This window comes from Microcystis sp. LE19-131.1A, assembly GCF_027532015.1.
Taxonomy (GTDB): domain Bacteria; phylum Cyanobacteriota; class Cyanobacteriia; order Cyanobacteriales; family Microcystaceae; genus Microcystis; species Microcystis ichthyoblabe_A.
This window is the reverse complement of record NZ_JAPZSS010000317.1, coordinates 12,828-27,905: the sequence shown is the minus strand read 5'-3', so window position 1 is coordinate 27,905 and position 15,078 is coordinate 12,828. Positions and strand designations below refer to the sequence as shown.

At 47.9% G+C, this 15,078-nt stretch carries 26 protein-coding genes and 1 pseudogene; 21 read left to right on the top strand and 6 right to left on the bottom strand.

Annotation, left to right across the window (positions count from 1 at the left end):
• Nucleotides 1-129, top strand: a pseudogene (locus O9323_RS22090) (RNA-guided endonuclease TnpB family protein); the annotation flags it as partial.
• 49 nt (nt 130-178) lie between these two features.
• Here O9323_RS22090 and purQ read toward each other — a convergent pair.
• Both purQ and purS read right to left on the bottom strand, forming a co-directional pair.
• Complete coding sequence (gene purQ / locus O9323_RS22085) at nt 179-877, bottom strand: phosphoribosylformylglycinamidine synthase subunit PurQ (RefSeq protein ID WP_002732490.1); 699 nt, start codon at nt 875-877, stop codon at nt 179-181.
• A gap of 85 nt (nt 878-962) precedes the next feature.
• Complete coding sequence (gene purS / locus O9323_RS22080; protein ID WP_002732994.1) at nt 963-1,220, bottom strand: phosphoribosylformylglycinamidine synthase subunit PurS; 258 nt, start codon at nt 1,218-1,220, stop codon at nt 963-965.
• A gap of 31 nt (nt 1,221-1,251) precedes the next feature.
• Between purS and O9323_RS22075 the strand changes: the two genes are divergently transcribed.
• The gene (locus O9323_RS22075; protein ID WP_002734059.1) at nt 1,252-1,635 is read left to right on the top strand and encodes a Fur family transcriptional regulator; all 384 of its coding nucleotides are present in this window, start codon (nt 1,252-1,254) and stop codon (nt 1,633-1,635) included.
• 88 nt (nt 1,636-1,723) lie between these two features.
• Here the strand turns inward: O9323_RS22075 and accD are convergent, their stop codons facing one another.
• From accD to O9323_RS22060, 3 genes are all read right to left on the bottom strand, one after another.
• Nucleotides 1,724-2,674: an acetyl-CoA carboxylase, carboxyltransferase subunit beta gene (gene accD / locus O9323_RS22070; protein WP_149107427.1), complete on the bottom strand. Its 951-nt coding sequence runs from the start codon at nt 2,672-2,674 to the stop codon at nt 1,724-1,726.
• A 19-nt stretch (nt 2,675-2,693) separates the two neighbouring features.
• Nucleotides 2,694-2,843, bottom strand: coding sequence for a hypothetical protein (locus O9323_RS22065; RefSeq protein WP_002753920.1), 150 nt, complete (start codon nt 2,841-2,843; stop codon nt 2,694-2,696).
• Between the two features lie 101 nt (nt 2,844-2,944).
• Nucleotides 2,945-3,754: a prepilin peptidase gene (locus O9323_RS22060; RefSeq protein WP_002753919.1), complete on the bottom strand. Its 810-nt coding sequence runs from the start codon at nt 3,752-3,754 to the stop codon at nt 2,945-2,947.
• 245 nt (nt 3,755-3,999) lie between these two features.
• Here O9323_RS22060 and O9323_RS22055 point away from each other — a divergent pair, with 245 nt between their 5' ends.
• Complete coding sequence (locus tag O9323_RS22055; RefSeq protein WP_002753917.1) at nt 4,000-4,296, top strand: YkvA family protein; 297 nt, start codon at nt 4,000-4,002, stop codon at nt 4,294-4,296.
• 44 nt (nt 4,297-4,340) lie between these two features.
• Here O9323_RS22055 and O9323_RS22050 read toward each other — a convergent pair whose 3' ends face one another.
• A complete protein-coding gene (locus O9323_RS22050; protein WP_002753915.1) occupies nt 4,341-5,000 on the bottom strand; it encodes a phosphoribosyltransferase in 660 nt (219 codons plus the stop codon).
• Nucleotides 5,001-5,198: 198 nt separating this feature from the next.
• Here O9323_RS22050 and O9323_RS22045 point away from each other — a divergent pair, with 198 nt between their 5' ends.
• The 18 genes from O9323_RS22045 (at nt 5,199) to rplR (ending at nt 15,070) form a co-directional block, all read left to right on the top strand.
• Complete coding sequence (locus O9323_RS22045; protein ID WP_024971054.1) at nt 5,199-5,684, top strand: DUF4079 domain-containing protein; 486 nt, start codon at nt 5,199-5,201, stop codon at nt 5,682-5,684.
• A gap of 183 nt (nt 5,685-5,867) precedes the next feature.
• Nucleotides 5,868-6,206 carry a P-II family nitrogen regulator gene (locus O9323_RS22040; protein WP_002746593.1) on the top strand — a complete coding sequence of 113 codons (339 nt, stop codon included), beginning with the start codon at nt 5,868-5,870 and terminating at the stop codon, nt 6,204-6,206.
• Between the two features lie 819 nt (nt 6,207-7,025).
• Nucleotides 7,026-7,664 (top strand): 50S ribosomal protein L3, encoded by a 639-nt coding sequence (gene rplC / locus O9323_RS22035; protein ID WP_002734589.1) that lies wholly within the window; start codon nt 7,026-7,028, stop codon nt 7,662-7,664.
• Nucleotides 7,665-7,684: 20 nt separating this feature from the next.
• Nucleotides 7,685-8,317 (top strand): 50S ribosomal protein L4, encoded by a 633-nt coding sequence (gene rplD / locus O9323_RS22030; protein ID WP_002732765.1) that lies wholly within the window; start codon nt 7,685-7,687, stop codon nt 8,315-8,317.
• Nucleotides 8,307-8,612: a 50S ribosomal protein L23 gene (locus tag O9323_RS22025; RefSeq protein ID WP_002753910.1), complete on the top strand. Its 306-nt coding sequence runs from the start codon at nt 8,307-8,309 to the stop codon at nt 8,610-8,612. The genes rplD and O9323_RS22025 overlap by 11 nt, the downstream gene beginning before the upstream one ends.
• Before the next feature lie 33 nt (nt 8,613-8,645).
• Nucleotides 8,646-9,479: a 50S ribosomal protein L2 gene (gene rplB, locus O9323_RS22020; RefSeq protein WP_002753909.1), complete on the top strand. Its 834-nt coding sequence runs from the start codon at nt 8,646-8,648 to the stop codon at nt 9,477-9,479.
• A 30-nt stretch (nt 9,480-9,509) separates the two neighbouring features.
• Complete coding sequence (gene rpsS / locus O9323_RS22015) at nt 9,510-9,791, top strand: 30S ribosomal protein S19 (RefSeq protein WP_002753908.1); 282 nt, start codon at nt 9,510-9,512, stop codon at nt 9,789-9,791.
• 154 nt (nt 9,792-9,945) lie between these two features.
• On the top strand, nt 9,946-10,305 hold the full coding sequence (gene rplV, locus O9323_RS22010; RefSeq protein ID WP_002746605.1) for a 50S ribosomal protein L22: 360 nt from the start codon (nt 9,946-9,948) through the stop codon (nt 10,303-10,305).
• Nucleotides 10,306-10,328: 23 nt separating this feature from the next.
• Nucleotides 10,329-11,057 carry a 30S ribosomal protein S3 gene (gene rpsC / locus O9323_RS22005; protein WP_002733683.1) on the top strand — a complete coding sequence of 243 codons (729 nt, stop codon included), beginning with the start codon at nt 10,329-10,331 and terminating at the stop codon, nt 11,055-11,057.
• 30 nt (nt 11,058-11,087) lie between these two features.
• On the top strand, nt 11,088-11,507 hold the full coding sequence (rplP, locus tag O9323_RS22000) for a 50S ribosomal protein L16 (protein WP_002780088.1): 420 nt from the start codon (nt 11,088-11,090) through the stop codon (nt 11,505-11,507).
• Nucleotides 11,507-11,725: a 50S ribosomal protein L29 gene (gene rpmC / locus O9323_RS21995; RefSeq protein ID WP_002746608.1), complete on the top strand. Its 219-nt coding sequence runs from the start codon at nt 11,507-11,509 to the stop codon at nt 11,723-11,725. Before rplP ends, rpmC begins: the two co-directional genes overlap by 1 nt.
• A 6-nt stretch (nt 11,726-11,731) precedes the next feature.
• Nucleotides 11,732-11,974, top strand: a complete 243-nt coding sequence (gene rpsQ / locus O9323_RS21990; protein WP_002734070.1) for a 30S ribosomal protein S17 — start codon at nt 11,732-11,734, stop codon at nt 11,972-11,974.
• A gap of 20 nt (nt 11,975-11,994) precedes the next feature.
• Nucleotides 11,995-12,363 (top strand): 50S ribosomal protein L14, encoded by a 369-nt coding sequence (rplN, locus tag O9323_RS21985; protein ID WP_002732358.1) that lies wholly within the window; start codon nt 11,995-11,997, stop codon nt 12,361-12,363.
• Between the two features lie 72 nt (nt 12,364-12,435).
• Nucleotides 12,436-12,789, top strand: a complete 354-nt coding sequence (gene rplX / locus O9323_RS21980; protein WP_002733835.1) for a 50S ribosomal protein L24 — start codon at nt 12,436-12,438, stop codon at nt 12,787-12,789.
• Between the two features lie 54 nt (nt 12,790-12,843).
• A complete protein-coding gene (rplE, locus tag O9323_RS21975; RefSeq protein WP_002734750.1) occupies nt 12,844-13,383 on the top strand; it encodes a 50S ribosomal protein L5 in 540 nt (179 codons plus the stop codon).
• 244 nt (nt 13,384-13,627) lie between these two features.
• Nucleotides 13,628-14,029 (top strand): 30S ribosomal protein S8, encoded by a 402-nt coding sequence (gene rpsH, locus O9323_RS21970; RefSeq protein ID WP_002734721.1) that lies wholly within the window; start codon nt 13,628-13,630, stop codon nt 14,027-14,029.
• Between the two features lie 105 nt (nt 14,030-14,134).
• Complete coding sequence (gene rplF, locus O9323_RS21965; protein ID WP_002753903.1) at nt 14,135-14,704, top strand: 50S ribosomal protein L6; 570 nt, start codon at nt 14,135-14,137, stop codon at nt 14,702-14,704.
• A gap of 3 nt (nt 14,705-14,707) precedes the next feature.
• Nucleotides 14,708-15,070, top strand: a complete 363-nt coding sequence (gene rplR / locus O9323_RS21960) for a 50S ribosomal protein L18 (RefSeq protein WP_002733383.1) — start codon at nt 14,708-14,710, stop codon at nt 15,068-15,070.
• Nucleotides 15,071-15,078: the final 8 nt, after the last annotated feature.

Genomic DNA, 15,078 nt, shown 5'->3' with positions numbered 1-15,078 from the left:
AGTAAAAATATTTTGGCCGCAGGGCTTGCGGTGTCAGTCTGTAGAGCGACCATAAGACCAGAACAGAGTAAATCTGTTAAGGCAGGTGCGAAAAATCCTTCGGGAAAGAAGCAGAAACCTAAATCGTGAGGTTTGGGAATCGCCGTCCGTTTTACGGCGGCGAGGATGTCAACATTCCTCACATCAGGACAGCACAATTACCTGTTATCTCCCGAAATAATAAACTACCATCGGTCAAATTGAGCAGCGGATCGGCAGCCCGTTCGGGATGAGGCATCATTCCTAGCACATTTCCTGCTTTATTGGTAATTCCTGCAATATTATTTAACGATCCGTTGGGATTACCAGACTCATTTACCTCTCCTGTGGGAGTACAGTAACGAAAGAGAATTTGACCGTTATCCTCTAGAGATTTTAACGTATCTTCTGCGGCATAATAACGCCCTTCCCCGTGAGCAATGGGCAAATTAAGCACCTGTTGCGGTTGATAACCCCGCGTCCAGACAGATTGATTATTTTCCACTTTTACCGGCACTCGATCGCAAATAAAATGTAAATCGCGATTACGAATTAACGCACCGGGTAGCAGCCCAATTTCCGTTAATACCTGAAAACCGTTACAGATGCCTAAAACTAATTTACCTTTTTCGGCTTCTTCTCGGACAGTTTTCATCGCTGGCGAAAATCGAGCGATCGCACCACAGCGCAAATAATCGCCGTAACTAAATCCCCCCGGCACCACAATCACATCCACATCCCCTAGATCCGTCTCTTGATGCCAAATATAGCGGGTGGGTTGCTGAAAAATACCCTCTGTCACCGTTGCCACATCTCGATCGCAATTCGATCCGGGGAAAACAATAATCCCAAACTTCATAATTTTTAACTTGGTTAAGTTTTTTAGCAGAAGGTGACAGATAAATTTTAATTATTTGCCCTACCTCCCGTCTTCTGACTTCTATCTACTGACAATGCAAATCAAAGCGATAATTTTCAATTACAGGATTAGCCAATAGTTGATCGCACATTTGATCCAATTGTTCGCGGGCGCTGGTTTCGTCCGCTGCTGTCACGGTAAGCTCAATATACTTACCAATTCGCACCCCGGCCACAGTATCATAACCTAATTGCTTTAATCCCGACTCTACCGCTGTACCCGCCGGATCGAGAACCGAAGGGCGCAGGGTAACATAAATAAAGCACTGATAATTTTTTGGCATAGAATTAACTTTGATCGCTGACCTTTTTGATATGAAATCCCAACGCACCCGATCGCAAGAGCGCATTATCCACTTACTCAAAACCTTAAATCGGGCAGTATCCGCTCAGGAATTGTTTGTGGAACTCCGTCAGCGTGACCAAAATATGGGGTTAGCCACTGTTTACCGCGCCCTAGAATCCCTAAAATTACAGGGTGCAGTGCAGGTGAGAACCCTAGCCACAGGAGAATCCCTCTACAGTTCCGTTCAGCAGGATCAACACCATCTTACCTGTATTCATTGCGGTCGGTCTATCGTCTTTAATGAGTGTCCCGTTCATGAATTGGAAGAAAAACTCGAAAAATCCCACCAATTCAAGGTTTATTACCATACTCTCGAATTTTTTGGACTTTGCGATCGCTGTCAACCCAGCTAAGTGTGGTGTGTACTACATTTAAACTGCTGATCGGGAAAATTTTAGTACAAATGCTCGGGCTGGCAACTCCAGAGCCGTCTTAGAACAGTTAAACTGTTGTTTGTCCCTGGGCTGTTTTCAGGGGGATTAACTCCGGTTGACTGTATTGATGATGACTGTTGAGGGGGGATAACAAGGGGAAAAAGAGCTGATGTAAACTAATTAATTGAGCGAGGGTTTTCTTGAGATGGGTACGGGGAACGATCGCATCGACAAACCCGTGTTTTAACAAGTATTCCGATGTTTGGAAACCTTCCGGTAATTTCTCGCGCAAAGTCTGTTCAATTACCCGCTTCCCAGCAAAACCGATAGTAGCCTTCGGTTCGGCGATAATAATATCTCCCAACATGGCAAAACTGGCCGTGACTCCTCCCGTGGTGGGATTAGTCAAGACAGGAATATAGAGTAACTTTGCTTCCCGATGCCGGTTAAGAGCGCCAGAAATCTTAGCCATCTGCATTAAACTTAACATTCCCTCCTGCATTCTCGCCCCACCGGAAGCGCAGATGATCACCAGGGGTAAACTTTCATCGGTAGCGCGTTCCGTCAAACGACAGAGTTTTTCTCCCACCACCGATCCCATACTACCTCCCATAAAACGGAAGTCCATCACCCCTAAAGCGAAGGGTAAACCATCGATTGTCCCCATTCCCGTCCGGACAGCATCCGTCAGACCAGTTTTTTCTTGGGTTTCTCGGAGGCGATCGCTATAACTTTTCCGATCGCGAAATTTGAGCGGATCCGTCGGTCGAATCTGTTCATCAAGGGAATTCCAAGTATTAGCATCCACTAACTGGCGAATTCTTTCTTCACTTTCCACCCGATTATGATGACCGCAATCGAGACACACCAGTTGATTAGCTAATAAATCCTTCGTATAGGCCAAAACGCCGCAATTGGGGCATTTTGTCCATAAACCGTCGGCTATTTCCCGCTCCTGTTGTTGTTGAACCTTGGGTTCTGTTTTTTGGCGATTTGCAAACCAATCAAATAGAGACATAGTTTAAAATAAAGATAATTTATCGACTTTCTTCTAGAGGACTTAATAACAAAAGTGCTGTCCAGCGATCTTGGGGACGTACTTGTAGAGCGGACTGATGACCCTGGCCGCAATAAATACCAGGGCCAATAGCGATAACGCGACTGGGGATGTCGTGAGCTTTGAGCATTTCCTGCAGCCAATCGGCTTACCCTAGACTGGGGGTTGTTCTAATGGTGATCCAAGACACGGAAGACTATTGTATCAAGATTTAATTACAGGATAACTTTTTTACAACAAAGGGAAAAAAATGGTTTGATAGGCTGAGATAATCTTATCACTCCAAAAGACACTCATCAGAGCGCCGAGGGCAAGAAATGGCCCAAAGGGTATAGCTTGTTTTTTCCCCATTTTACCAAGAAAAATGCCCATAATACCGATCGCCGCCCCAATAGCGCAGGCCAGAAAAGCGGTGACTAATAATGCTTGCCATCCTAACCAAGCGCCGATCATGGCCGCTAATTTCGCATCTCCTCCCCCCATGGCCTGTTGTCCGAGAGCAAAACTCCCCCCCCACCGGATTAGATCAAATAACCAGACTCCTAAAACCGCACTAGCGATCGCTGAAAAGAGATAGATAACACTTTGATTATTTTGCCAACCTAAAAGAGTCTGAAAAACTATCCCTAAAACTAATCCCGATTGGGTGAGGGAGTTAGGAAGCGTCATCGTGTCAAAATCAATCAAAGCTAAAGCTAATAACCAACTGAGGAGAATCCAATAGCCGAGGGTCTGCCAAGAAAAGCTAAAATCTCCTAAAACCAGACAAAATAACAAACCGGTAAAAGTTTCGATCGCTGGATAACGGACAGAAATCGGTGTTCTACACCAGCGACAGCGACCACCTAGCCATAACCAGCCGAAAACGGGTATATTCTCGCTTTTACCCAACCTGTGGTGACATTTCGGACAGTGGGAAGGGGGAGAAACTAGAGATATCCCCTTAGGTAATCTATAGATGACCACGTTTAAAAAACTGCCCACCGAGGCACCAAAAGCGAAGACAAAGGCAAAAGCAACTAGATGAAAGAGGGTTTCCATCCTTAAACTGGCAGATAATTGATTAGTTTGTCATCGCCTATTATAGGTGATAAGGATGCCACTATCTCCCCTCTTAAGCATCCAGTAATAATATTTCAGGCTCATCCCTAAAGGTGAATTTTCTTCTGGGCTTTTTTAGTGGATAATTAGCGGGGATAACCCTACATAATGGGTGTAAAACCGCACTATCAGCCCCAAGGGGAACCTGACAAAATTAAATTATCGCCGTCAACGAGGACAAATTAATGAAACCGATTGTTGAATCTTTTTACAACTGGTACAGCAGCAAAATCACTCACCCTAAATATCGTTGGATTATCATTCTGGGAACTATGGTTTATCTTTTTAGTCCCCTCGATATTTCTCCTGACGTTTTCCCGATTATTGGTTGGATTGATGATGGGATTGTCCTCACCCTTTTAACCACGGAATTATCCCGATTAGTTCTTGATTATCGCACTCGCCGTCCCGGGAGAGTAAATAATCAAACTGAAGTTTCTTCCCCAACCAATACCGTTGATACCGATGCTGTGGAATTCTGAATTCAGAATTCAGGAAATTGCTTTTATTTATTCTCCCCATCTCCCTAAACTGGAATCAAAGAACTATCGACGCTGGCTAAAAGTGTTTGCACCTCCTCATCGCTGGTTTGGGAAAAGTCCTCGTACCAAAGAGAAATTGATCTCAATTCGTAGGGTTTATGTAGGCAAATTACTCGATCAACTAATTTTTCTAATTGCTCACAGACCTCCGGCGGGGCAACAGGAACAGCAATAATAATAGCATCGGGATTTTCAGCCTTAAGGGTCAGAATCGCCGCTTTAATCGTTGCTCCCGTAGCGATACCATCATCTACTAGAATAATCGTTTTTCCCGTCACGTCCGGAAAGGGGCGTTCACCTCGATATAAACGATCACGTCGCTCTAATTCGATCATTTCTTCCTTTGCTACCCTTTCCATCATCGCCTCCGATAGGTGCAAGTCTTCAACGACACTTTCATTGATTACCCGCACCCCATTCTGACCGATCGCCCCAAAAGCTAGCTCTTTGCGCTCCGGTACACCTAATTTTCGCACCAAACACAGATCTAGCGGTAAATGTAACCTTTGGGCAATTTCAAAGGCGATCGGAACCCCACCCCGGGGCAAAGCCAACACCAGCGCTCTAGCACTATTGGTATATTCTGTCAAGTAAATAGCTAATAGTCTCCCAGCCGACCGCCGATCTTTGAGCAGATAAGTCATAATGCCCTCCTAGGGGTTAATCCCCATGGGGATCCCTAGTTTCCCCTGCCTTTATTCTATATTTCTCCGCTCATCTCTAGGGGAAATGTTAAGAAATTTAGCGAAGGCTTGACATTTTTTCAGCTAACCGCAGTTTTTCCAGGCTGGAGATCGGCTAAAATCTTAGGCAAAAGGGTTTTGTAAAGTTAGGTAACAAACATGAATCAAAGTTTAAGTGATGCGCTAGAGCCGATCGCCGCTGCCTTTCGCAGTCTCGGAACTCCCGAACCGATCGTTCATTGGGGACATCCAGTCATGATGGGGATCGTGGTTTTAGTTATGGGTAGTTATACTGCCTATGCCGGTTGGCAAAGCCGTTTAAGCCAAGATGGGGAAGTAGTAGCCAAAAATCGGGCTGATCACCGCAAACTCGCCCCCTGGCTATTTTTATTTATCACTCTCGGTTACACCGGCGGTATTTTATCCCTAGTCATACAGAAACATCCAATCCTCGAAAGCAGCCATTTCTGGACAGGATCGATCGCCATCGGTTTATTAGCTTTCAATGGATTATTATCCCTCACTAGCTTCGCTGGCGGGAAAAAAGAACTTTTCCGAACTGTTCACGCCTATATCGGCAGTATTGCCCTAATTTTACTGCTAGTTCACGGTGTTTTTGGTCTTCAGTTAGGATTATCTCTCTAGTTGGTTTATTCATGGTCTCGGGTGGGCCAATTCCCACCCAGAAATTTTTCACCACAGAAGACTGTGGCCAAGGCCAATAATTGAAGAAATCATGACTTTAAGCGCTATTGTCGGGATTCTGCGTTTAGAATTAACAGTTAATTCACCAAGAAGGTATCGTCACGCAACGAGGAGATAGATATTTTGAAGAAAGTAGAAGCGATTATCCGACCCTTTAAACTGGAAGAGGTGAAAATCGCCCTAGTTAACGCGGGCATTGTCGGCATGACTGTCTCCGAAGTTAGAGGTTTCGGTCGTCAGAAAGGTCAATCGGAACGTTATCGCGGTTCCGAGTACACCGTCGAATTTCTCCAAAAACTCAAGATCGAGATCGTCGTCGAAGATAAGCAAGTCGATATGGTCGTCGATAAGCTGATTTCGGCAGCCCGTACCGGTGAAATCGGAGACGGTAAAATCTTTATCTCCCCCGTGGAACAGATCGTCCGCATCCGTACCGGAGAAAAAGACCTGCAAGCGATTTAACCTCCAAACAAGGGATGATAGTACAATGCTGTCATCCCCCCCCATTGAAACTAATCCCCATCAAGCAGTGTAACCTAATTTGATAGCGACCACCAACGACCGATTCCCCCAAACCAAAACTTTGTACCTCACCATTAAGATAAATACTATAATTGCAATCTGCTGAATATCAGTTTAAGCCTTGCTATAAAAGAGTTTTGCGAATTTTTTGGCTAAAAAAGTGCCAGAAACCTGAAGGGATGACAAGCAGATTGAAAGTGAGACAGGGTGTGGGGGATAGGGAAAAACCTTGAGACTTTCCCCGCAATGAAGACGAGAGAATTAAGTTAATCAATTTCAAGGGTGACAGCGAGGAGATTTTCCCAAAAAACCACAGGCTAGACCCTGCACCCAGCCTAGACTTCAACCTCATTGTCCCCCCTTCCTTCAGCCAGACTAGATAGGATCATTGCCGGTGACTGAAAAAACCTCTTGCCTAAAAAGTCACAAATGTTATATAATGTTTGATCGTGGCCAAAATCGGTCTTAGGTGGTGCTAAAGGCACTACTGAGCAGAACCGCCTTGGTCGCTCGGTCTTCGCCGGGATACTGAAGATAAACCCTTTAAGTCCCCAAGAAACAAAGACCAGCAACAATCTAGGCAGAACCAGCAACCCTGTCTAGTCCTACTTACGAATTTAACGGGATGCCAGCTTAAATAACTCCAAAAAAGTCATTCAAGTTGGGCAGGCTGATAAAGCGGGAAAGATTTTTCTCGCTCCTATAGCCACGGCCACGTTATTTTTGATTGTCGTCTAGTAAAGATAAAGAGAACAATCCGTGTCTATCGGTATCCTCGGTACAAAACTGGGCATGACCCAAATCTTCGACAACAAAACGGGAGTCGCCATTCCCGTCACCGTCGTTCAAGCCGGTCCGTGTCCCGTCACCCAAGTCAAAACGAAAAAAACCGACGGTTATGAATCCATTCAAGTGGGATACAAAACCGTCAAAGAAAAAGCCCTCAACAAACCGCTACTCGGTCATTTAGCCAAAGCCGGTGTCTCCCCCCTGCGGCATTTAATCGAATACCGCCTCGAGGACGCATCCGCCTACACTTTAGGCCAAGAAATTACCGCCGCTATCTTCCAGGAAGGCGATTTAGTCGATGTGGCTGGAACCACCATCGGACGGGGTTTCTCCGGCTATCAAAAACGCCATAACTTCAAGCGCGGTAACATGACCCACGGTTCCAAAAACCACCGTCTCCCCGGTTCCACCGGTGCCGGTACTACCCCCGGCCGGGTTTTCCCGGGTAAGAGAATGGCCGGACAATACGGAGCCACCCAAGTGACCATCCGCAAACTGTCCGTGGTCAAAATCGATAGCGAACGCAACCTGATCCTGATCAAAGGAGCCGTCCCGGGTAAACCAGGAACCCTGTTAAACATCACCCCCGCCAAGAAATTTGGTAAATAGGGCAAGGAAAGATTAAAGCCATGGTTAACTACACAGTCAAAAATTGGCAAGGGGAAGAAGCGGGAACAGGCACCCTGGAACTGAAAACCGCTAAACCCGAAACCGCCAAACATCTAATTCACCGCGTCGTCGTCAGCCATCTAGCGGCGGCCCGCCAAGGTAATGCCTCCAGCAAAACCCGCTCGGAAGTGCGCGGCGGTGGTCGCAAACCCTGGCGGCAAAAAGGCACCGGTCGCGCCCGGGCCGGTTCGATCCGTTCTCCCCTCTGGCGTGGTGGCGGTGTCATATTCGGACCAAAACCGAGAGATTTTGAGGTTAAGGTCAATCGCAAAGAGAAAAGATTAGCCCTGAGAACCGCTTTGATCAGCCAGGCCGATAACTTTATCGTGGTGGAAAGCTTCGCCGAACAATTCTCCCAACCCAAAACCAAAGAACTCACCGCTGCCTTAAGTCGCTGGGGAGCCAGTCCAGAGGAAAAAATTCTGCTGATTTTGACGGAAATTCCCGAAAATGTCTATTTATCGGGACGTAATATCTGCAATCTCAAAATTATTCGCGCCGATAGTCTCAACGTCTATGATGTCATCCTAGCCGATCGAGTTATCGCCACCGCCGCAGCCCTAGCTAAAATTGAGGAGGTCTATGGTGCTTAGAACTGAAGCCAGACAACTCGCCGATCTGATCCTAAAGCCGATCGTGACCGAGAAAGCCACCCTACTCCTAGAACAAAATAAATACGTCTTCGATGTCGCATTGAAAGCGACCAAGCCGGAAATTCAAGCGGCGATCGAATTGCTATTTGACGTAAAAGTAACGAAAGTGAACACCAGCCGCCCCTCTCGTCAGAAAAAACGCGTCGGCCGTTTCCTCGGTTACAAACCCCAATACAAACGCGCGATCGTGACCCTAGCAGCTGGCGACTCGATCGCCCTCTATCCTGACGTATAACCACCAAGAAACCCGATAACGGAAAACTAAACTATGGGTATTCGTTCTTTTAGACCTTTAACCCCCGGGACAAGGCAGGCGGCCATCTCCGACTTTAAGGAGATCACCAAAACCGAACCGGAAAAGTCCCTAACTCATCGCAAACACAGCAAACAAGGGCGTAATAATCGCGGTGTCGTTACCAGTCGTCACCGGGGCGGCGGCCATAAGCGCCTCTACCGGATTATCGATTTTCGTCGCGATAAACGGGATATTCCCGCCACAGTAGCGGCGATCGAGTACGATCCTAACCGTAACGCCCGCATTGCCCTACTTTTCTACAAAGACGGGGAAAAACGCTACATCATCGCCCCCGCCGGTTTAGGCGTTGGTGATACCGTCATCGCCGGGGAAAACGCTCCCTTCGAGGTCGGTAATGCCCTACCCTTAAGTCGCATCCCCCTAGGGACAGAAGTTCATAACATCGAACTCGTTCCTGGTCGCGGTGGTCAAATGGTGCGGGCTGCTGGTGGTTTCGCCCAAGTGGTAGCGAAAGAAGGCGATTACGTTACCATCCGCCTCCCCTCCAAAGAAGTACGCATGATCCGGCGTGAATGCTACGCCACCATCGGAAAAGTCGGTAACGCCGAAGCGAGAAACATCAGTCTCGGTAAAGCCGGCCGTACCCGTCACCGCGGTCAACGCCCCCATGTTCGGGGTAGCGTCATGAACCCAGTCGATCACCCGCATGGAGGTGGAGAGGGTCGCGCTCCGATCGGACGTTCCGGCCCGATGACTCCCTGGGGTAAACCCGCCCTCGGCCGCAAAACTCGCAACAAGAAAAAACGCAGTAGCGATCTGATCGTGCGCCGTCGTACCCAGAGTTAGAAACTATTACTTTACTTTTGACTGAAAATTATGGGTCGTTCACTGAAAAAGGGGCCATTTGTCGCCGGCCACCTGATGGAAAAAATCGAAAAACTCAACGCCCAGGGCAGTAAACAAGTGATTAAAACTTGGTCCCGGGCCTCGACAATCATTCCCGATATGGTCGGTCACACGATCGCCGTTCACAACGGCAAACAGCACGTTCCCGTCTATGTTTCCGAGCAGATGGTCGGTCATAAACTCGGTGAATTCGCTCCCACCCGCACCTTCCGTGGCCACGCCAAGAGCGACAAAAAAGCAGGACGGAAATAGACCGGTGGGCGGTAATCTTAAGACCGTCAAGCCCCCGGTCAGCGTTCAGATAACTATGAGATGGTGGGTTACGGCGACTAGATAAATTAATAACTAAGTCTTATAAGTTGTCGTCGCCTAACCCACCCTACCTAACTGATAACTGATAACTGAAATGACCATCGATACCTCTAACGAAGTCAAAGCGATCGCCCGCTATATTCGGATGTCACCCCTGAAAGTCAGACGGGTACTCGATCAGATCCGCGGTCGCTCCTATCGGGAAGCCCTAATTATTCTCGAATTTATGCCCTACCGGGCCTGTGATCCGATTCTGAAAGTCCTGCGTTCCGCCGTTGCCAACGCCGAAAATAACGAAGGACTCGATCCCGCCACTTTGGTGGTTAGCCAAGCCTTTGCCGATGGCGGCCCGACTCTAAAACGTTTTCGACCCCGGGCCCAAGGCCGCGCCTACCAAATTCGCAAACCCACCTGTCATATCACCGTCGCCGTCGCTCCTAGCAACAAAGACTAATCACCTTAACTAAAAAAACCACAATGGGACAAAAAATCCATCCCCTCGGTTTTCGTCTCGGCGTTATCAAAGATCACAAATCTTGCTGGTATGCCGACGCGAAACGTTACCCCGAATTAGTGCAAGAAGATCGCCGCATTCGTGAATACGTCGAGAAAAACCTCGCTAATGCCGGTATCGCCGATATTCGCATCGAACGCAAGGCCGATCAAGTAGATATTTCCATCCATACCGCTCGCCCCGGGGTCGTCGTCGGTCGTGGTGGTACGGGAATCGAACAGCTGCGCCTAGGTTTACAAAAAGCCCTCGGTGGCCAGCGTCAAATTCGTATTAACGTCATCGAAGTGGCTCGCGTTGATGCCGATGCCAATCTGATCGCCGAATACATAGCCCAACAACTAGAAAGACGGGTTTCCTTCCGTCGTGTGGTACGGCAAGCTATCCAACGGGCGCAAAGGGCTGAAGTCAAAGGGATCAAAATTCAAGTTAGCGGCCGTCTCAACGGGGCAGAAATCGCTCGGACTGAATGGGTGCGGGAAGGACGAGTTCCCCTGCATACCCTGCGGGCCGATATCGATTACTCCTATAAAACCGCCAGCACCATCTACGGGATTCTAGGGGTGAAAGTTTGGATCTTTAAGGGCGAAATTATCCCCGGCCAAGAAGAAATTGCCGCCGCCGTTCCCGCTCAAGCACCGCGCCGTCAACAGCGTCGTCGTCAACAGTTTGAAGATCGCTCTAGCGAAGGCTGATCCCTAATATTTATCAGTGGTAAATAGCTCATGTTAAGTCCCAAAAGAACAAAATTCCGCAAACAACAGCGCGGACGGATGCGCGGGCTGGCCACCGGCGGAAATACGATTAATTTCGGCGATTTCGCCCTGCAAGCCACCGAACCCTGTTGGATTACTTCCCGTCAAATCGAAGCCGCCAGACGGGCAATGACTCGTTATATCCGTCGGGGTGGCAAAATCTGGATCCGCGTTTTTCCTGATAAACCTGTCACCCAACGAGCCGCAGAAACTCGGATGGGTTCCGGGAAAGGTTCCCCCGAATTCTGGGTGGCCGTGGTTAAACCGGGGTTCATTATGTTTGAAATTGCCGGGGTAGCCGAACCCATAGCCCGGGAAGCAATGCGCCTAGCCGCCCAAAAATTACCGATTAAGACCAAATTTATCACTCGTGAGGAGGATTTTGTCTAATGGCTCTACCGAAAATCGCCGAAGTGAGGAAGATGAGTGATGACGACATCGCCGACGCTATCCTCGATGCCAAAAAGAAACTGTTTGAATTGCGTTTGCAGCAGGCCACCCGCCGATTGGAAAAAACCCACGAATTCAAACACACCCGCCACCGTCTCGGCCAATTATTGACCGTAGAACGGGAGCGCCAACTAGCCCAGTCCACCCCGGAGGCATAACCCGCTATGGCAGTTAAAGAAAGAGTTGGGGTAGTGGTCAGCGACAAAATGGATAAAACCGTAGTGGTAGCCATTGAAAACCGCTCTCCTCACCCTAAATACGGCAAAATCGTCGTAAAAACCCAGAAGTTTAAGGCTCACGACGCAGAAAATCAAGCCAAACAAGGCGATCGAGTTCGTATTCGTGAAACCCGCCCCCTCAGTAAAACCAAACGTTGGGAAGTGGCGGAAATATTAACCGATAGTTAAATTTCACCTAGGTAAAAACCGTGATTCAACAACAAACCTACTTAAATGTCGCTGACAATAGCGGGGCGCGGAAACTAATGTGTCTGCGGGTGCTGGGAACAGGTAACTGTACCTACGGTGGCATCGGTGACAAAATTATCGCCGTGGTTAAGGACGCTATCCCCAATATGCCCGTGAAAAAATCCGATGTGGTCACTGCGGTGATTGTGCGGACCCGTCAAACCGTCCGTCGCGATAGTGGCATGAGCATCCGTTTTGATGATAACGCCGCCGTGATTATTAATAATGACGGTAATCCCAAAGGTACGCGGGTTTTTGGTCCGGTCGCTCGGGAATTGCGCGATAAAAACTACACCAAAATTGTTTCCTTAGCCCCAGAAGTTCTCTGATCAAAGTGAAAAGTACCAAGGCAATTGGCTGATGGCTAGTCTAAAACTTTTCACACTTTGAGGTCAAAAAAAATGAGTAAGAAAAACATTCAAACCCCGCCCCAAAGGCAAAAAATGCACGTTAAAAAAGGGGATGTCGTTCAAGTAATCGCCGGTTCCGATAAGGGCAAAGTGGGCGAAATTTTACGGGCCTTACCCCAAGAAAGTACCGTGGTGGTCAAAGGAGTTAATATCCGCACCAAACATACTAAACCCCAACAGGAAGGGGAATCGGGTCAAATCGTTACCTACGAAGCACCGATTCACAGTTCCAAAGTGATGCTCTATTCCGAGAAGAAAAAAATCGCCAGTCGGGTGGGTTATACCTTTACCGAAGACGGTCGGAAAGTGCGGATACTGAAGAAAACTGGCGAAATTATCGATTAGTTTCCCATCAATTCTAGTTCCTGACCAAGCCCAGGAAAAGCAAGCAGCAAAACTATGAGCCAAAAACTAAAAACCACCTATCAAGAAACCATTGTTCCTAAACTGAAAGAACAATTTGGTTATACCAATATCCACCAAGTACCTAAAGTTATCAAAATTACTGTTAACCGCGGTCTTGGGGAAGCTTCACAAAACGCCAAAGCTTTGGAGTCTTCCAAGGAGGAACTGTCCACCATCACCGGACAACAACCGGTAGTGACTAGAGCTAAAAAAGCGATCGCTGGCTTTAAAATTCGCGAAGGAATGCCCGTGGGTGTCATGGTGACATTGCGCGGCGATCGAATGTACGCTTTTTTAGACCGTCTCATTAATCTGGCCTTACCACGCATTCGCGACTTTCGCGGTATCAGCGGTAACAGTTTTGATGGTCGTGGTAACTACAGTTTAGGCATTCGTGAACAGTTGATCTTCCCTGAAATTGAATACGACAAAATCGATCAAATTCGCGGGATGGACATCTCAATCATCACCACCGCTAAAAACGACGAAGAAGGACGCGCCCTCCTCAAAGAGATGGGAATGCCCTTTAGATAAATCAATCAAGAGAAAAGTAAACAGTGACCAGTAAATAAGTGAACAGTGAACAGCAAACAGTAAACAGTGAACAGTCAACAGTGAACAGTCAACAGTGATTGAGTGAAAAGACAGCAGGAACCTGCTATTTAATACTACTCACTTAATACTCAAATCTGATAACTGACCTACTGATAACTGATAACTGATAACTGATAACTGACCACTGATGTTGATCCCAATTTAGGAGAAAAACAGGTAATTCATGTCTGCTAACGATACCATCTCGGATATGCTGACCCGCATCCGTAACGCTTGCGCGGTTCGGCAGACCACTACTCAAATTCCCACCACGCGGATGACGCGCAGTATTGCCCAAGTTCTCAAGGACGAAGGCTTTATTGCTGACTTTGAGGAAGTGGGTGAGGGGATTAAATCTCAATTAGTTCTTTCCCTCAAATATAAAGGCAAAAACCGTCAACCGATCATTACTACCCTCACCAGAGTCAGTAAACCGGGCCTGCGAGTTTATTCCAACAGTAAAGACTTACCGCGCGTCCTCGGTGGCATTGGCATCGCCATTGTTTCCACCTCTAAAGGCATTATGACCGATCGCGAAGCGCGTAAACAAAACGTTGGCGGCGAAGTCCTTTGCTACATCTGGTAAACAAGGATAAGCTATCAGCCGTCAGCCTTTCCCAGTTTAAACCTGATAGCTGACCCACTGATAACTCTTCCGGTGATAACTGATAACTGATAACTGATAACTGTTATGTCTCGTATTGGCAAACGCCCGATCCCTATTCCCAATAAAGTCACCGTCGATATCGATGGTGCTACCGTGACGGTGAAAGGACCTAAAGGAACTCTCCAGAGAACCCTACCCACCGCCGTCACCATCGACAAAGATGGCGAAACCCTGCTCGTTACCCGTCAAGACGATTCGCGTACCGCCAGAGAACGCCACGGACTCTGTAGAACTCTAGTAGCCAACATGGTGGAAGGAGTTGCTACTGGTTTTCAAAAACGCCTCGATATCCAAGGGGTGGGCTACCGCGCCCAGGCGCAGGGTAGTAAATTAGTTCTTAATGTTGGTTACAGTAAACCCGTGGAGATGGAGATGCCCGATGGTGTTTCCGTCGCCGTAGAAAACAACACCCAAGTTATCGTCAGTGGCATCGACAAAGAAGCGGTCGGTAACATTGCCGCTAAAATCCGCGAAGTTCGTCCCCCCGAACCTTATAAAGGAAAAGGGATTCGCTATCTTGGTGAAGTTGTCCGTCGCAAAGTTGGTAAAGCTGGCGGTAAAGGCGCTAAAGGCGGTAAAGGAGGTAAAAAATAAACCATGAAACTTAGTCGCAAAGAATCAGTCCGTCGTCGTCACCAGCGTGTGCGTCGCAAAATTAATGGCACTGCTGAACGGCCGCGTTTATCCGTATTTCGTTCTAATAACCACATCTACGCCCAAATTATCGACGACGTGGCCCAACATACCCTCGCGGCCGCTTCTACCCTAGAGGCCACCTTGCGCGGGGAATTGGCATCCACCGCTACCCAAGAAGCATCGGCTGCCGTGGGTAAACTGGTGGCCCAACGGGCCCTAGACAAAGGCATTGAACAAGTGGTTTTTGATCGCGGTGGCAATCTCTATCACGGTCGCGTCAAAGCCTTAGCAGAAGCGGCTCGGTCAGCCGGCTTAAACTTCTAAAATATCCT

Excerpts from the sequence above, each read along its gene's own strand:
- purQ (WP_002732490.1), bottom strand. The coding sequence starts at position 877 with ATGAAGTTTGGGATTATTGTTTTCCCCGGATCGAATTGCGATCGAGAT.
- purS (WP_002732994.1), bottom strand. The coding sequence starts at position 1,220 with ATGCCAAAAAATTATCAGTGCTTTATTTATGTTACCCTGCGCCCTTCG.
- O9323_RS22075 (WP_002734059.1), top strand. The coding sequence starts at position 1,252 with ATGAAATCCCAACGCACCCGATCGCAAGAGCGCATTATCCACTTACTC.
- accD (WP_149107427.1), bottom strand. The coding sequence starts at position 2,674 with ATGTCTCTATTTGATTGGTTTGCAAATCGCCAAAAAACAGAACCCAAG.
- O9323_RS22065 (WP_002753920.1), bottom strand. The coding sequence starts at position 2,843 with ATGCTCAAAGCTCACGACATCCCCAGTCGCGTTATCGCTATTGGCCCT.
- O9323_RS22060 (WP_002753919.1), bottom strand. The coding sequence starts at position 3,754 with ATGGAAACCCTCTTTCATCTAGTTGCTTTTGCCTTTGTCTTCGCTTTT.
- O9323_RS22055 (WP_002753917.1), top strand. The coding sequence starts at position 4,000 with ATGAAACCGATTGTTGAATCTTTTTACAACTGGTACAGCAGCAAAATC.
- O9323_RS22050 (WP_002753915.1), bottom strand. The coding sequence starts at position 5,000 with ATGACTTATCTGCTCAAAGATCGGCGGTCGGCTGGGAGACTATTAGCT.
- O9323_RS22045 (WP_024971054.1), top strand. The coding sequence starts at position 5,199 with ATGAATCAAAGTTTAAGTGATGCGCTAGAGCCGATCGCCGCTGCCTTT.
- rplD (WP_002732765.1), top strand. The coding sequence starts at position 7,685 with ATGGTTAACTACACAGTCAAAAATTGGCAAGGGGAAGAAGCGGGAACA.
- O9323_RS22025 (WP_002753910.1), top strand. The coding sequence starts at position 8,307 with ATGGTGCTTAGAACTGAAGCCAGACAACTCGCCGATCTGATCCTAAAG.
- rplB (WP_002753909.1), top strand. The coding sequence starts at position 8,646 with ATGGGTATTCGTTCTTTTAGACCTTTAACCCCCGGGACAAGGCAGGCG.
- rpsS (WP_002753908.1), top strand. The coding sequence starts at position 9,510 with ATGGGTCGTTCACTGAAAAAGGGGCCATTTGTCGCCGGCCACCTGATG.
- rplV (WP_002746605.1), top strand. The coding sequence starts at position 9,946 with ATGACCATCGATACCTCTAACGAAGTCAAAGCGATCGCCCGCTATATT.
- rpsC (WP_002733683.1), top strand. The coding sequence starts at position 10,329 with ATGGGACAAAAAATCCATCCCCTCGGTTTTCGTCTCGGCGTTATCAAA.
- rplP (WP_002780088.1), top strand. The coding sequence starts at position 11,088 with ATGTTAAGTCCCAAAAGAACAAAATTCCGCAAACAACAGCGCGGACGG.
- rpmC (WP_002746608.1), top strand. The coding sequence starts at position 11,507 with ATGGCTCTACCGAAAATCGCCGAAGTGAGGAAGATGAGTGATGACGAC.
- rpsQ (WP_002734070.1), top strand. The coding sequence starts at position 11,732 with ATGGCAGTTAAAGAAAGAGTTGGGGTAGTGGTCAGCGACAAAATGGAT.
- rplX (WP_002733835.1), top strand. The coding sequence starts at position 12,436 with ATGAGTAAGAAAAACATTCAAACCCCGCCCCAAAGGCAAAAAATGCAC.
- rplE (WP_002734750.1), top strand. The coding sequence starts at position 12,844 with ATGAGCCAAAAACTAAAAACCACCTATCAAGAAACCATTGTTCCTAAA.
- rpsH (WP_002734721.1), top strand. The coding sequence starts at position 13,628 with ATGTCTGCTAACGATACCATCTCGGATATGCTGACCCGCATCCGTAAC.
- rplF (WP_002753903.1), top strand. The coding sequence starts at position 14,135 with ATGTCTCGTATTGGCAAACGCCCGATCCCTATTCCCAATAAAGTCACC.
- rplR (WP_002733383.1), top strand. The coding sequence starts at position 14,708 with ATGAAACTTAGTCGCAAAGAATCAGTCCGTCGTCGTCACCAGCGTGTG.